The following is a 14,563-nucleotide window of genomic DNA, read 5'->3' on the forward strand; positions in this document are numbered from 1 at the left end:
AGAGACCGAAGGCCCGGGTACGGGGTTCCGGGCCCTCGGTCGTCGTCCCTGTCACGCGTTACGGCTTGGCCGAAACCGTGATCTTGCCGTCGACGATGTCCTTCTTGGCAGCTTCCAGCTTGTCCTTGATGTCGTCGATCTCGCCACCGGTGGTGGCCAGGCCCACGCCGTCGACCTTGAGGTCGTACACGGTGTTGCTGCCACCCTTGGCGCCGCCCTGGAACGCCTTGACGAACTCGAACACGCCGACGTCCACGCGCTTGAGCATCGAGGTCATGATGACCGACTGCAGGTCGGTCTCCTTGATGGTCTGGCGCTGGTCGGAGTCGACGCCGATGGCCTTCTTCTTGGCCGCGGCGGCCGCCTGGAACACGCCGAGGCCGGAGTCGCCGGCGGCGTGGTAGACGATGTCGGCGCCGTCCTGGTACATCTTCTCGGCCGCGACCTTGCCCTTGTCGGGGGCCTTGAAGCCGCTGAAGTCGCCGTCGGGCGTCAGGTACTTGACGTCGATCTTGGCGTCCTTCTTGACCGACTTCACGCCGGCCACGAAGCCCGCCTCGAACTTCTTGATCAGGTCGTTCTCGACGCCGCCGACGAAGCCGACGTGGCCGCTCTTCGCCTTCAGGGCCGCGGCGACGCCCGCCAGGTAGGAGCCCTGCTCCTCGGCGAACTGCAGGCCGGTCACGTTCGGGGCGTTGGAGGCCGAGTCGACGACCGCGAACTGGATGTCGGGGTACTCCTCGGCGGTCTTCTTGATGTCCTCGCCGTAGGCGAAGCCGACGCCGATGATCGGGTTGTAGCCGGCGTCCGCGAGCTGACGGAGCAGCTCACCGCGGTTGGAGCCGTCGGAGGCCGGGCTCAGGTCCTTGATCTCCGCGCCGAGCTCGGACTTGGCCTTCTCCAGGCCCGCGTAGGCGGCGTCGTTGAAGGACTTGTCACCGCGCCCGCCGACGTCGAAGGCGAGACCCACCTTGAGCGCGCCCGCCTTGGGCGCGTCGCTGCTGGCGCCCGCGCTGGGCTGGGCGCTCGACGTGGCGTCCCCACCGGTGTTGCCGCCGCAGGCCGCGGCTGCCATGAGCATGGCGCCGGCCATCGTGCCGATCGCCATCCTGCCGAATCGCTTGCCGAGCAAGTCGACTCCCTTCCAATTCCCCGCCGTCAGACTTCATCGCAGGCGCGAAGAAAAGTACGGCAACCCTGCACGGAAGATAGTTGCTTGACCTGGGCGGTCCAAACCGGCACACAGGGTCGCAACCGCTCCGTTATCGACATCTCTCGCGTCCGTGACCTGATCTGGGCAGACAGGGGCGCCGGAGGGCGCGCGGCAAGCTTTGCCGGACTTTGACCGAGGAGGGGCCCTTGCCGCCGCCCCGATCATGGCAGAGATTCGATCAAAGGTGGAATGGTCCTCTGGAGATCTCATGCGCTTTCGCAAGGTTCTCGCCGCGCCCCTGACCGCGCTGCTCACCCTGCCGCTGTGCGGACCGGCCTGGGGCTCCACACCGTCCGCGGCCGACGGCCCCTCGATCGTGGTCGAGAACGGCGCCACGCAGCCGGTCTTCTCCCGCGCCGACGCCATCGCGCAGACGGTGTACGTGGAGGTGACGGGCACCGACAGCGACGGCGACGGCGCGCCCGACCGCGTGGCGGTGGACATCCTGCGCCCCAGGGAGACCGACCACGGGCTCAAGGTCCCTGTGATCATGGAGGCGAGCCCGTACTACGCGGGCGGCAACGACGTGGCCAACCACGTCGTGGACGTCGACGCGGACGGCCACCCCCTGCCCGCCCTCCGCGCCCGCGCGGACAAGCTGACCGCCGAGCCGTTCGACGGCTACTACGACAACTACTTCCTGCCGCGCGGCTACGCGGTCGCGCTGGTGGAGAACCTCGGCAGCGGACGCGCCACCGGCTGCCCGACCACCGGGGACCGCAACGAGACCGCCGGGCCGAAGGCCGCGATCGACTGGCTGAACGGCCGAGCCAGGGGCTTCACCCCCGAGGGCGAGCCCGTCACCGCCTCCTGGGCCACCGGCAAGGTGGGCATGATCGGCGTCTCCTACAACGGCACGCTGGCCAACGCGGTCGCCTCCACCGGCGTCGAGGGGCTGGAGACGATCGTGCCGATCGCCGCGATCTCCTCCTGGTACGACTACTACCGGTCCGGCGGCGGCGTGGTCGCGCCGGGCGGCTTCCAGGGCGAGGACGCGGACGTGCTCGCGAGGTACGTGCTGACCAGGGCCGACGGTCAGCGCGTCTGCGGCCCGGTCGTCGACCACCTGACGGCCGCGCAGGACCGGATCACCGGTGACTACAGCCGCTTCTGGGACGACCGGAACTACCTCGGCGACGTGGACAAGGTGCGGGCCAGCGTCTTCCTGGTCCACGGGCTCAACGACTGGAACGTCAAGACCGGGCAGTTCGCCCAGTGGTGGCGCGCCCTGGCCAAGCGGGACGTACCACGCAAGATCTGGCTGCACCAGGGGACGCACATGAACCCCTTCAGCCTGCGCACCGCGGAGTGGCTGCGGCAGCTCCACGGCTGGTTCGACCAGTGGCTGTACGGCATCGACAGCGGGATCATGCGGGAGCCCCGGGCCGACGTCGAGACCGCACCGGGAACCTGGCAGAGGCACCGGACCTGGCCCGTGCCCGGCACCGTGCCGGTCCGGCTGCACCTCGGCGCGGACGCCAGGCTCGGCGTGATCCCGAGCCCGAAGGCGCCCCGCGAGACGTTCACGGACCAGAAGTCCCGTACCGCCGAGCAGCTCGCCGAGACGGCGCCCGCGCCCGACCCGAACCGCCTGGCCTACCTCACCGCGGCCCTGCCCGCGGACGTGCGGGTCTCGGGCACGCCGTCCGTGACGGTCACGGCCTCGCTGTCGGACGGGGCGTCGCCGTACCTGACGGCGTTGCTCGTGGACTACGGCACGGACGTGCGGCCCACCGGCACGCTGGTGCCGACCGGGGAGACGCTCTGCTACGGGCAGGGGGTGCCCGGCGACACGGGCTGCACGGCCCTGCGCACGCTCGGCACCGCGACGACGCCGTACACGATCGTCACCCGCGGCTGGCTGGACACCCGCAACCGGCACCGCCCGGACGTGACCGAGCCGCTGCGGCCGGGGCGGGAGTACACCTTCCGGTGGGATCTCCAGGCCACCGACCACGTCTTCAGGAAGGGACACCGGCTGGGGCTGGTGATCCTGTCGACGGACCGCGACTTCACGCTCCGCTACCCGGAGGGGACCCGGGTCACGCTCGCCCCGTCGCGCTCCGCCTTCACCCTCCCGGCCTCGGTCCGGCCCCTGCTGTGACGCGGGTCAGGACGGGGGTCAGGCCAGCGAGGTGATGGGGTCGGTGACGGTGACCGGGCCGGACTCCCACAGGGCCGTCAGCGCCGTGGCGGCCATGACCCGGACGCCCATGCCGATCGCCGACTCGTCCACGTCGAAGGTGCCCTGGTGGATGTCGTACGTCTCACCGCCGACGGAGCGGGTGCCGAGGCGGGCGAACGCGCCGGGGACCGACTCCAGGTACCAGGCGAAGTCCTCGCCGCCGAGCGACTGCTGGGTGGGGGCGACGGAGTGCGGGCCGAGGGCCCGCTGGGTGGCCTCGGCGAGCATCTCGACGCTCATCTCGTCGTTGACCACCGGCGGGACCCCGCGGACGTACTCCATCTGCGCCTCGATCCCGTACGCGCCGGCGACGGAGTCGAGCAGGGACTTGATGAGGTCAGGGGCGGCGTGCCAGGCGTTCTCGTCGAGGCAGCGCACGGTGCCCTCGGCGACGCCGTCGTCGGGGATGGCGTTGGCGGCCGAGCCGGCCTCGACCCGGCCCCAGACGAGGCTGAGGGAGCTGCGCGGGTCGACGCGGCGCGACAGGGCGGCGGGCAGCTCGGTGAGCACCTTGGCCAGCGCGAAGACGAGGTCGGCGGTCAGGTGGGGGCGGGCCGTGTGGCCGCCGGGCCCGGAGACGCGCACGACGAGCCTGTCGCAGGCGGAGGTGATGGGGCCGGGCTTGAGCCCGACGTGGCCGACGTCGAGGCGGGGGTCGCAGTGGAGGCCGAAGATCCGGTCGACGCCGGTGATGCCGCCGTGGGCCATGACCTCCAGGGCGCCGCCGGGAAGCTCCTCGGCGGGCTGGAAGATGAGGCGCACGCGGCCGGGCAGCAGCCCCGCCGCGGCCTGCTGGGCGAGGAACAGGGAGGTGCCGAGCAGGATGGTGGTGTGCACGTCGTGGCCGCACGCGTGGCAGGCGCCCGGGACGGTCGAGCGGTAGGACACGTCCTTCTCGTCCTGGAGGCCGAGCGCGTCGATGTCGGCGCGGAGCGCGACGGTGGGGCCGTCGCCGCTGCCGACGTCGCAGATCAGGCCGGTGCCGCGCGGGAGCACGGACGGGACGAGGCCCGCGGCGCTCAGCCGGTCGGCGATGCGCTGCGTCGTGCGGTACTCGGCGAAGGCGAGCTCGGGGTGCCGGTGGAGGTCGCGACGGAAGCCCACCAGGTCCTGCTCGTGCTCGGCCAGGAACGCGTCGAGTTCTCCCCGCAGCTCACGTCCCCGCATCAGTCACCGTCCCGTCCATGCCGTGGGACGTCTTCTGCCCCACGCCCACGGCGCATATCGTCCAATATCGTTACTATCCCGTCCTGGTCTCACAAAGGCAGCTGTCCGGTCAGGGCAGCGACCCGGCGGATCGAAAGCCCGACCCACCGGGCTGGTGCCAGGGGTCGTCGGCAAACGGGCGCGGCCGGAGGACTCCATGTGGAGGACAACCGCGGCAGCCCGGGGAGCACGGTGGGTGACCGTGAGCCCGAGGGCGATGCTTCGACTTTATCGCTCCCGCGCACCTTCCCGCGGACAACTACCCCAAAAATTAGCCGACGGCATGTCCGTAACCCGGTCCTGTCACGGGTTGTGAGGGGGCAAGTGACCTTGAAATAGTCACAACGGATCATTAGATGGTGACCCGTGGACACCCCGTCCAAACGTGCTGGGCGATTCCGAATCCTGTCACCTTCCGTCATGGTCATGACACTGCCACGACGGCTGCTTTCGCGAAAAATGCGTGCTTCACTCGCATTATGATCACTAAAATCCCGTTCGGGGAGAAGTATGCACGGTTGAGCATCTTCGAGCCGAGCGAGGGGACCCTGGTGGTCGTGCCCTCGCTCTCCCTCCCGCAGGACGAGCTGCGCCGCATCACGGCCGCGAGGTGCTACGAGGAGCGGCTGCTCTTCCTCCTCCTCAGCCTCCGCGAGCCCGGGGTCAAGGTGGTCTACCTCTCCTCCGTGCCCATCGACCAGGAGATCGTCGACTACTACTTCGGCTTCCTGCCGGACCCGGAGGACGCGGCCAAGCGGCTCACGCTCATCAGCCTCGACGACCCCCGCACCCAGCCGCTCACCCGGAGCCTGCTCGCCCGTCCCGAGATGGTCGAGCAGGTCCGCGCGGCCATCGACGGCGAGGACGCCTGGATGGTGCCGTTCGTGCTGAGCGAGCTGGAGGAGGAGCTCGCCTCGTCACTCGGCGTGCCCCTCTACGGACCGGCCACCGCGCTGGCCCACTACGGCTCCAAGAGCGGCTCACGCGAGGTCGGGCAGGAGGCCGGCGTGCCGATGGCGCGCGGCTTCGGCGACCTGCGCACCCAGGCGGAGATCCAGGACGCCATCGACGCGCTGCCCGGCGAGCGCGTCATCGTCAAGCTCAACGACGGCTACTCCGGGCTCGGCAACGCCATCGTGCGCAAGCCCGGCGACGACGTGCCCGACGCCTCCCGGTTCAGCTTCTCGGCGGACGGCGAGACCTGGGACACCTTCTCGGCGAAGATCTACGAACGCGGCGCGGTGGTCGAGGAGTTCATCGAGCACCGGCCGCTGTACTACCCGAGCGCGCTGGCCCGGATCACCCCGGGCGGCCACCACGACGTCGTCGCCACCCACGACCAGGTGCTCGGCGGCGCCAACAACGACGTCTACCAGGGCTGCACGTTCCCCGCCGCCCCGGAGTACCGGGCGGAGGTCGGGGCGTCGGCGGCGAAGATCGCCGCCATCCTGGCCGAACGGGGTGTGGTCGGGCTGTTCGGCATGGACTTCTTCGCGCTCAAGGCCGACGCCGGCTACGCCGCGCTGCTGTGCGAGATCAACCTGCGCATCGGCGGCACGACGCACCCGTTCGGCGCCGCGATCCTGACGACCGGGGCCACGTACGACCCGGCGACCGGACTGCTCATGGCCGACGGCCGGCCCAAGTACTACACCGCCACCGACAACTGCTCGGCGTCCTGCCTGCGGGGACGCTCCCCCGGCGAGGTGATGCGGATGGTGGACCGGCTCGGCCTCGGCTTCGACCACGCGGCCCGCAAGGGGAACGTCTTCCACCTGCTGGGCGCGATCCCCGAGCACGGGAAGCTGGGGTTCACCTCGATCGGCGACTCGCGCGAGGAGGCTGACGAGTTGCATCGGCTGACCCGGCTCGCCCTCTGCGGAGCGACGTCCAGCCGATGACGCCCACGACGGCCCCGAGGACGAGGTTGACGGCGATCAGAATGCCGTGCACCACGTAGAACGCGGTCGGATGGCCATCGGCCAGGTTAAACCCAAGATTCACCCACTCGAAGATCATGAAAATCCCGAGAAGAATGAGGAATCCGGCGATCTTTCGCGACATACCCACCCCTCTAGTATCGAGGTAGGACCTTCGGGGGAATGTGTCGCCACATGCGCAAGAACTCGAAGCTACGCTGAGATCGCCATGTGGACGAAACTGGTGCCTGCCACGGCACTCCTCGCCGCGGTCACGCTCACCGGGACCGCCCACGCCACGCCGGCCGAACCGCCGACGAGCCCTGTCGGCGGCGATCGGCTGGGTCACCACGGCCTGGTGGCGCCCGACGGCGTCAAGGAGCCGCCCAAGACCAAGGCCACCGCGTACGTCATCGCCGACGCCGACACCGGCGAGGTCCTCGCGGCGAAGAACCCGCATGTCCGCTACCTGCCGGCCAGCACGCTCAAGATCCTGACCGCCGTGACGCTGATCCCGCTGCTCGACAAGGACAGGACGGTCAGGCCCAGCGACAACGCCGTCAACCAGGAGGGCAGCGCCGTCGGCCTGACCACCAAGCCGATCTACAAGGTCGACGACCTGTTCAAGGCGCTGCTGATGTCGTCCGGCAACGACGCCGCCATGGCGCTGGCCGAGGCCAACGGCGGCCTGGCCAAGACGCTGCGGGACATGAACGCCGAGGCCCACCAGCTCCAGGCCAACGACACCGTGGCCAAGACCCCGAGCGGCCTCGACCAGCCGGGGCAGAGCAGCTCCGCCTACGACCTCACGCTGATCGCCCGCGCCGGCCTCGCCAACCCCGCGTTCAGGCGGTACGTGAGCACCAAGGTCGCCAAGTTCCCGGCGCCGAAGAACTACTACGAGATCAGCAACCACAACAAGCTGCTGTGGCGCTACCCGGGCATGATCGGCGTCAAGAACGGCTGGACGTCCAAGGCGCTCGGCAGCTTCGTCGGCGCCGCCACGCGGAACGGCCACACGATCATCGTCGCGATCATGCGCCACGACGGCTACTTCTGGGAAGAGGTGGCGGGGCTGCTCGACTGGGGCTTCGCCGAGCGGGGCAAGGTGACGCCGGTCGGGCGGCTGGTGGACCCGCTGCCGGCGGCGGTGCCGGTGCGCGAGCAGCAGGCCGCGCCCGCCCCGGCCGCCTCCGCGAGCGCCCGGCCGAGCTCGCTGCTCGGCACGGCCGCCGCCGCGCAGACCGACTCCAGCCGCCGCACCGGCCTGCTCGTGGTCGGCGGCGCGCTGCTGTTCGGGCTGGCCTGGCTCGGCTTCGGCCTGTACCGCAGGCGGTCACGCCTCTGAGGGCAGCCCCGCGGGTGAGCCGCTCGACGGCACCGGCGAAGGCGTGGGCGGCGGGCTGAGCCCGGCCGTGGCCGTCCACGCGGCGACGTACAGGACGAGCCGGGCCGAGAAGTTGATCCACAGCAGCAGCCCCACGATGACCGCGAACGCCCCGTACAGCGGGTTGTTGAGCGTGTGGCTCAGCAGCAGCCCGGCGAGCTGCTTGAGCAGCCCGAAGCCGATCGCCCCGAGCAGCGCCCCCTTGGCGATCACCCGGAACGGCTGGGTGGGCGGGGCGACCCAGCCGAGCACGACGGCGAACAGCACCCAGTCGGCGACCAGGCCGGCGAACAGGCCCGTCAGGAAGAGCCCGGCCTTGTTCACCGGCGTGTCGTCCAGGCCGAACAGGTGCACCGCCCAGGTCGTGGCCTGGGTGGCGAAGCCGCTCCCCACGACGGAGGCGAGCATCGTCACCCCCAGCAGGACGAGCGAGGCGAGGTCGCGCAGCTTGCCGCGGAAGTAGTCCAGCGGCGGCGTCGTGGTCATCGACATCTCCCGCAGCGCCCCGCGCAGCGCGTCCATCGCGCCGAGCCCCGCGTAGAGCAGGCCCAGCAGGCCGATGATCCCGGCCGTGCCCTTGGCCGCGGCGATGCTGGAGACGTCGAGCCGGCCCGAGATGCCGGGAAGCTGCTCCTCGGCGGCCTTGCGCATCGCCTCCATGGCGGCCTGGTCGTTGGCCAGGACGTAGCCGAGCACGGCGAAGCCCAGCGCCAGCAGCGGGAAGAACGACAGGAACGCGAAGTACGTGACCGCGCCGGCCAGCCGGTCGCCCGACTGGAGCTGGTAGCGCTGCACGGTCCGGATCAGGTGGTCGACGGACGGCCTGCGGACCCGCCAGTGCTCCCTCAGGCGGCGCCCGCGCGCCTTCACCGCCTCGATCCGCTCGGACAGGCCCATCGTTCTCGTGCCACCTTTCGCCCCGGTCAGTGGCTCCTGCCCGGCACCTGCCCGTCAAGTCTGCCATCGGGGACTGTTTTCGCCGCTCAAGGCGGTGCCGCGCGGGACGAGAGGCCCGGCGCGGGTGTCAGGCGAGCGCGGCGGTGACGTGGCGCGCCGCGGCGGCCAGCGCGTCGAGCGCCGCGGGCACGTCGTGGCCCACGAGCCGCCCGCCGCGCTTGACCACCCGCCCGCCGACCAGGACGGTGTCCACGGCGCTGGTGTCGGCGTTGAGGACGATCGCGCCGATCGGGTCGTACGAGGCGGCCATGCCGAGCGTGGCCGTGCTGAGGAGCACGAGGTCGGCCTGCTTGCCCGGCCGCAACGATCCGGTCACGTCGCCGAGCCCGGCCACCCGGGCGCCGTCGATCGTGGCCATGCGCAGCACGTCCCTGGTGGTGAAGCCGAGCCCAGCGCCGCCCGGCCGGCCACGCTCCAGCGTGTACGCGGTGCGCATGAGGCTGAACATGTCGCCGGGCGCGCACGTCACGGTGTCGGCGCTGAGCGAGACGGGCGCGCCGGCGGCCTGTGCCCGCCCGGTCACCGGGTAGCCGATGCCGAGCGTCATCTCGTCGATCGGCGATACCGACACGCCGCCTCCGGCGCCGGCGATGACCTTGAGCTGCTCGTCGTCGTAGTGGTTGGCGTGGACGAACGTCGTGCCGGGCGTGAGGTGCCCGTGGGACTCCAGGAAGGCGAGCCCCCTGGCGGCGCTCTCCGGTCCCTGTCCGCCGAGGTGGGCGGTGACGGGCAGCCCAAGCTCGCGGGCGGTCTCCAGCTCCTCCAGCGCGTGGTCCTCGGGCAGGATCTCCGGCCCGAGCGCGGCCATGACCATGCTGACCAGGCCGGGCGCGGCGAAGTGGGCGTCGCGCACGCGGCGGGTCTCCGCGGCCAGCCCGGAGCGCGGCCCGCCGTGGCAGTAGCCGAGGACGGCGCGGACGCCCGAGGCCCGCAGCGCCTCCACGGCGGCGTCGGTGTGCTCGGGCGTGAACTGGATGTGCGACCAGTCCAGCAGCGTGGTGACGCCCGCGTCGAGGCACTCCAGGGCGCCCGCGAGGTTGCCGGCGTGGACGTCCTCCGGCCGGAAGGCCGGGGCCAGCTCGCCGAGGACACGCCCGAGGTAGTCGCCGAACGTGGCGTCGGGCATCGTCGCCCGGATGGCGGCCTGCCAGGTGTGCCGGTGGGTGTCGACGAAGCCGGGCAGCACGATCTTCCCCGTCGCGTCGATGACCTCGGCCCCGTCGGCGGCGGCCAGCCCGGGGCCGACCTCCGCGATCCTTCCGTCCCGGATCCGGACGTCGGCCGGCCCGATGACGACCGGCTCCGGCTCGGTGTCGACGACGATCCCGTTCCTGATCACTGTTTCCATGCCGAAAAGCATAATGAATAGCTTTCTGAAAAGCAATCAGCCCACAAGTATCCTCGTCTCATGAAGCATGACGAGGTGGACGGGCTCGTCCCGCGCTGGCGCGAGGCCGGCATGCCGTCGGCCCTGATCTCCGCGCTGGAGCTCAGCAAGCGGACGTCCCGCCTCGACATGCTCTTCCAGGAGGCCGTCAAGGCGGAGCTGGCCGACCTCGGGCTCACCTACGCCGAGTTCGACATCCTGGCCGCGCTGTGCCGCACGCCGCCGCCGCACCGCATGAAGCCGAGCGAGCTGTCCAAGGCCCTCTTCCTGACCTCCGGCGGCACGAGCAACGTGCTCCAGCGCCTGACGGCCGCCGGCTACGTCGAGCGCGCCGCGGACCCCGGCGACGCGCGCAGCCGATGGGTGCGGCTGACGCCCGAGGGGCTGCGCGTGGCCGACGCCGCGCTGGCGGCCTCGGGCAAGGCGCACACCGAGGTGATGGCGGGCGTCCCCGAGGAGGCCGTGCGGCGGGCCGCGGACGCCCTGCGCGAGGTCCTGCTCGCGGTGGGCCGGCGCAGGGTCCGCTGACGACGCGAAGAGCGCCCGGCCCCTCGGGGGCCGGGCGCCCGATCCGGGCGGCTCGTGGCCGGGCCGGCGTCCGGTCCGTCAGGACCCGGGCAGGAAGCCGATCCTGTCGCGGACCTGCTCCATCGTCTCCTCGGCCACCTCGCCGGCGCGCCGGGCGCCGATCGCCAGCAGGCGATCGAGCTCCGCCTCGTCGGCGAGCAGCTTCTCGGTACGCTCGCGGATCGGCGTGAACGTGTCGACCACGGCCTCCGCCACGTCCTTCTTGAACGTGCCGTAGCCCTGGCCCTCGTAGCGGGCGACCAGCTCGGGGATGGGCGTGCCGGTCAGCGCCGACTGGATGCGCAGCAGGTTGGACACGCCCGGCTTGTTCTCCTCGTCGAACAGCACCTCCGAGCCCGTGTCGGTGACCGCGCGCATGACCTTCTTGCGCAGCGGGCCGGGCTGGTCGAGCACGTCGAGGATGCCCGCCGGGCTGGAGGACGACTTGGACATCTTGGCCGACGGCTCCTGAAGGTCGGTGATCTTCTCGACCTCCTTGAGGATGTGCGGCTCGGGCAGGGTGAACGTGTCGCCGAAGCGGTGGTTGAAGCGCTGCGCCAGGTCGCGGGTGAGCTCCAGGTGCTGCTTCTGGTCCGCGCCGACCGGGACCCGCTCGGCGTGGTAGAGCAGGATGTCGGCGGCCTGCAGGATCGGGTAGGTGAACAGCCCGACGCTCGCAGCGCTCTCGCCGAACTTGGCGGCCTTGTCCTTGAACTGCGTCATCCGGGCCGCCTCGCCCATGCCGGTCAGGCAGTTGAGCACCCAGGCCAGCTCGCTGTGCTGCCGTACGTGCGACTGCACGAAGACGGTCGAGCGCTCCGGGTCGAGCCCGGCAGCGAAGAGCTGGGCGGCGGCCACGCGGGTGCGGCGGCGCAGGTCGGCCGGGTCGGTCGGCACGGTGATCGCATGCAGATCGACCACGCAGTAGAAGGCGTCGTGGGTCTCCTGCATCGGGACCCACTGACGGACCGCACCCAGGTAGTTGCCCAGGTGGAAGGAGTCCGCGGTGGGCTGGATGCCGGAAAGAACACGAGGTCTGGCCATGGCACACAATTGTGTCAGGAATCCTGGTCGGGCGGCGACTCAACCGCCAGGCCGCGCTTCACCCTCACCCTGGCGATACGGCGTCCGTCCAGCTCCGTGACGGTCAGCTCGAAGCCGGGGATCTCCACCGTCTCGCCCACCTCGGGGACGTGGCCGAGCATCGCCATGACGAAGCCGCCGAGCGTCTCGTACGGCCCGCTGGGCAGCCTGATGCCGGTCTCGGTGGCGAAGTCGTTGAGGTTGGTCAGCCCGTCGATCTCGATCTCGCCGGCCGGGAGGATCACGGTGTCGTCCTCGATGTCGTACTCGTCCCTGATGTCGCCGATGAGCTCTTCGACCAGGTCCTCCAGGGTGACGATGCCGGCGGTGCCGCCGTACTCGTCGACCACGATGGCCAGGTGGTGGCCCTCGCCGCGCATCTCCGACAGCGTGGTGAGGATGCGCTTGGAGGCGGGCACGTACTTGACCGGCCTGATCGGCACCAGCTCGCTGATCGGCTCGATGCGGCCGGTCAGCACGGGGTCGAGCAGGTCGCGGACGTGGACGAAGCCGATGACCTCGTCGTACGACTCACGGTAGACGGGGAAGCGCGAGTGGGGCATCCCGGCGGCGAGCACCGCGGCCTCGGCCAGGGGCGTGTCGGCCTCCATGAACTCCACCTCGGTCCGGGGCAGCATCACCTCGCGCACCTGGCGCTTGCCCGCGGCGAACACCTCGGCGATGAGGTTGCGCTCGTCGGTGGTCAGGTCGGTGTGGCCGACCACCATGTCGCGCAGCTCCTCGGTGGTCACCTCCTCCCTGTCGGCATGCGGGTTGCCGCCGAGCAGCTTGACCACGCCGTCGGTGGACTTCGACAGGGCCCAGATCACCGGCCGCGACAGCGCGGCGATCCGGTCGAGGAACGGCGCCACGAACAGTGACAACCCCTCGGCCCGCTGCCGGGCCAGCCGCTTGGGGGCCAGCTCGCCGAGCACCAGCGACACGTACGAGATGGCCAGGGTGACCAGCACCAGGGCGAGCACGGGCGCGACGGCGACCGGCACGCCCCAGCCCTCCAGCACGGGGACGAGCTGGAGGCCGAGCCGGTCGGCGCCGAACGCGGCCGAGAGCATGGTGGCGACGGTCACGCCGATCTGCACGGCCGACAGGAAGCGGTTGGGGTCGAGGGCCAGTTTGGCCACCCGCTCGCCGCGGCGGCCCTGCTCGGCGAGCTTGCGCACCTGGCTCTCGCGCAGGCTGACCATGGCCATCTCCGCGGCCGCGAAGAAGCCGCCCACGAGGATGAAGACCAGGACGAGGGCGATGTTGGCCACGACAGCGTCAAACATGGTGCTTGGCAGCGTACTCAACGCCTTTCGGGCGTATGCTGAACGGCAAGTCGTACATAATCAAACATATTCGCACAGGAGTAGACATCATGAGGCTTCTGGTCACCGGCGGCGCCGGATACGTGGGAAGTGTCGTGGCTGCCCAGCTCGTCGAGGCGGGGCACGAGGTGACGGTGCTGGACGACCTGTCGACCGGCCACGCGGACGCGGTGCCGGACGGCGCCCGGTTCGTCGAGGGCTCGATCACCGAGGCGCACGACGCGCTCGCCGGCGCGGAGGCGGTGCTGCACTTCGCGGCCAGGTCGCTGGTGGGCGAGTCGGTGGAGAAGCCGGGCCTGTACTGGTCGCACAACCTCGGCGGCACGCTGGCGCTGCTGGAGGCCATGCACGAGCAGGGCGTGCGCCGCATCGTGTTCTCCTCGACCGCCGCCACGTACGGCGAGCCGGAGCGCTCCCCCATCCAGGAGAGCGACCCCACGCGGCCGACCAACCCCTACGGCGCCTCGAAGCTGTCCGTCGACACCGCGCTCACCGCCTACGCCGGCCTGCGCGGCCTCGGCGCGGTGAGCCTGCGCTACTTCAACGTGGCCGGCGCCTACGGCCGCTTCCGCGAGCGGCACGCGATCGAGACCCACCTCATCCCGAACGTGCTCAAGGTCGCCACCGGAGAGCGCGAGTCGGTCAGCGTGTTCGGCACCGACTACCCGACGCCCGACGGCACCTGCGTGCGCGACTACGTCCACGTGAGCGACCTGGCCCGCGCCCACCTGCTGGCGCTCGACGCGGTCCGCGAGGGGCGGCACCAGATCTACAACCTGGGCAGCGGCACCGGCTTCTCCGTGCAGGAGGTCGTCTCGGTCTGCCGCGAGGTCACCGGCCACGACATCCCCGCCGTCGTCGGGCCGCGCCGCGCCGGCGACCCGGCCGTGCTGGTGGCCTCCTCGGAGAAGATCCAGCGCGAGCTGGGCTGGAAGGCCGAGCGGGCGTCGATCCGGGACATCGTCTCCGACGCCTGGACGGCGCTTTCCGGCAAATGACGCATGCGGCGGCGCGATATGTGCTGTGATACCGAAATGTGAGGACCTTTTCACCTAGGGTCACGTCTTCGCCCAGGGTCATGAAGCTGCTCTTCGGCTCAGCCGTCGTGCTGGGCAGCCTCTCGGCCGCCGCCGGAGTCGTGTTCGCCACGGCCTCATCAGCTCCTCATGCCCCCTCGGGGATCTCCTGCCCCGGCACGGGCGAGCGGAACACGCCGTCGCCCTCCGCCTCCGCCGTCCTCCCGTGAGCGTCCGCGCCCGCTGTCCCCGCGCAAAGCGAAGCGCGCGCCCCGCGAACGGGACGCGCGCCGATACGGACGGCTCGATGGGACC

13 protein-coding genes are annotated in these 14,563 nt (G+C 70.9%); 6 read left to right on the top strand and 7 right to left on the bottom strand.

What is annotated here, in order from left to right:
* Positions 1-58: 58 nt before the first annotated feature.
* Positions 59-1,132, bottom strand: coding sequence for a BMP family ABC transporter substrate-binding protein (locus MTP10_RS07735; protein ID WP_310708339.1), 1,074 nt, complete (start codon positions 1,130-1,132; stop codon positions 59-61).
* A gap of 289 nt (positions 1,133-1,421) precedes the next feature.
* Between MTP10_RS07735 and MTP10_RS07740 the strand changes: the two genes are divergently transcribed.
* Entirely contained in the window at positions 1,422-3,317 is a 1,896-nt protein-coding gene (locus tag MTP10_RS07740) for a Xaa-Pro dipeptidyl-peptidase (RefSeq protein ID WP_310708340.1), read from the top strand.
* 18 nt (positions 3,318-3,335) lie between these two features.
* Here MTP10_RS07740 and MTP10_RS07745 read toward each other — a convergent pair whose 3' ends face one another.
* On the bottom strand, positions 3,336-4,565 hold the full coding sequence (locus MTP10_RS07745; RefSeq protein WP_310708341.1) for a M20 family metallopeptidase: 1,230 nt from the start codon (positions 4,563-4,565) through the stop codon (positions 3,336-3,338).
* A 557-nt stretch (positions 4,566-5,122) separates the two neighbouring features.
* On the opposite strand from MTP10_RS07745, the gene MTP10_RS07750 reads away from it, so the two are divergent.
* Entirely contained in the window at positions 5,123-6,505 is a 1,383-nt protein-coding gene (locus MTP10_RS07750; protein WP_310708342.1) for a peptide ligase PGM1-related protein, read from the top strand.
* Here the strand turns inward: MTP10_RS07750 and MTP10_RS41915 are convergent.
* A complete protein-coding gene (locus MTP10_RS41915; protein WP_397334430.1) occupies positions 6,417-6,668 on the bottom strand; it encodes an SCO4848 family membrane protein in 252 nt (83 codons plus the stop codon). The two genes, MTP10_RS07750 and MTP10_RS41915, sit on opposite strands and share 89 nt — an antisense overlap.
* 84 nt (positions 6,669-6,752) lie before the next feature.
* Between MTP10_RS41915 and MTP10_RS07755 the strand changes: the two genes are divergently transcribed.
* Complete coding sequence (locus MTP10_RS07755) at positions 6,753-7,871, top strand: D-alanyl-D-alanine carboxypeptidase (RefSeq protein WP_310708343.1); 1,119 nt, start codon at positions 6,753-6,755, stop codon at positions 7,869-7,871.
* Here the strand turns inward: MTP10_RS07755 and MTP10_RS07760 are convergent.
* Both MTP10_RS07760 and MTP10_RS07765 read right to left on the bottom strand, forming a co-directional pair.
* A complete protein-coding gene (locus MTP10_RS07760; protein WP_310708344.1) occupies positions 7,860-8,807 on the bottom strand; it encodes a YihY/virulence factor BrkB family protein in 948 nt (315 codons plus the stop codon). The two genes, MTP10_RS07755 and MTP10_RS07760, sit on opposite strands and share 12 nt — an antisense overlap.
* A gap of 127 nt (positions 8,808-8,934) precedes the next feature.
* A complete protein-coding gene (locus tag MTP10_RS07765) occupies positions 8,935-10,215 on the bottom strand; it encodes an amidohydrolase family protein (RefSeq protein WP_310708345.1) in 1,281 nt (426 codons plus the stop codon).
* Between the two features lie 60 nt (positions 10,216-10,275).
* Here MTP10_RS07765 and MTP10_RS07770 point away from each other — a divergent pair, with 60 nt between their 5' ends.
* The gene (locus MTP10_RS07770; RefSeq protein WP_310708346.1) at positions 10,276-10,782 is read left to right on the top strand and encodes a MarR family transcriptional regulator; all 507 of its coding nucleotides are present in this window, start codon (positions 10,276-10,278) and stop codon (positions 10,780-10,782) included.
* Positions 10,783-10,860: 78 nt separating this feature from the next.
* On the opposite strand, the gene trpS is transcribed toward MTP10_RS07770, so the two are convergent.
* Positions 10,861-11,865 (bottom strand): tryptophan--tRNA ligase, encoded by a 1,005-nt coding sequence (gene trpS / locus MTP10_RS07775; protein ID WP_310708347.1) that lies wholly within the window; start codon positions 11,863-11,865, stop codon positions 10,861-10,863.
* A gap of 14 nt (positions 11,866-11,879) precedes the next feature.
* A complete protein-coding gene (locus MTP10_RS07780) occupies positions 11,880-13,193 on the bottom strand; it encodes a hemolysin family protein (RefSeq protein ID WP_310708348.1) in 1,314 nt (437 codons plus the stop codon).
* Between the two features lie 89 nt (positions 13,194-13,282).
* On the opposite strand from MTP10_RS07780, the gene galE reads away from it, so the two are divergent.
* Together galE and MTP10_RS07790 are read left to right on the top strand one after the other, a co-directional pair.
* Complete coding sequence (gene galE, locus MTP10_RS07785; protein ID WP_310708349.1) at positions 13,283-14,230, top strand: UDP-glucose 4-epimerase GalE; 948 nt, start codon at positions 13,283-13,285, stop codon at positions 14,228-14,230.
* Positions 14,231-14,310: 80 nt separating this feature from the next.
* Complete coding sequence (locus tag MTP10_RS07790; protein WP_310708350.1) at positions 14,311-14,478, top strand: hypothetical protein; 168 nt, start codon at positions 14,311-14,313, stop codon at positions 14,476-14,478.
* Positions 14,479-14,563 lie beyond the last annotated feature (85 nt).

It is taken from the genome of Nonomuraea sp. 3-1Str (assembly GCF_031570565.1).
In the GTDB taxonomy this organism is placed as follows: Bacteria; Actinomycetota; Actinomycetes; order Streptosporangiales; family Streptosporangiaceae; genus Nonomuraea.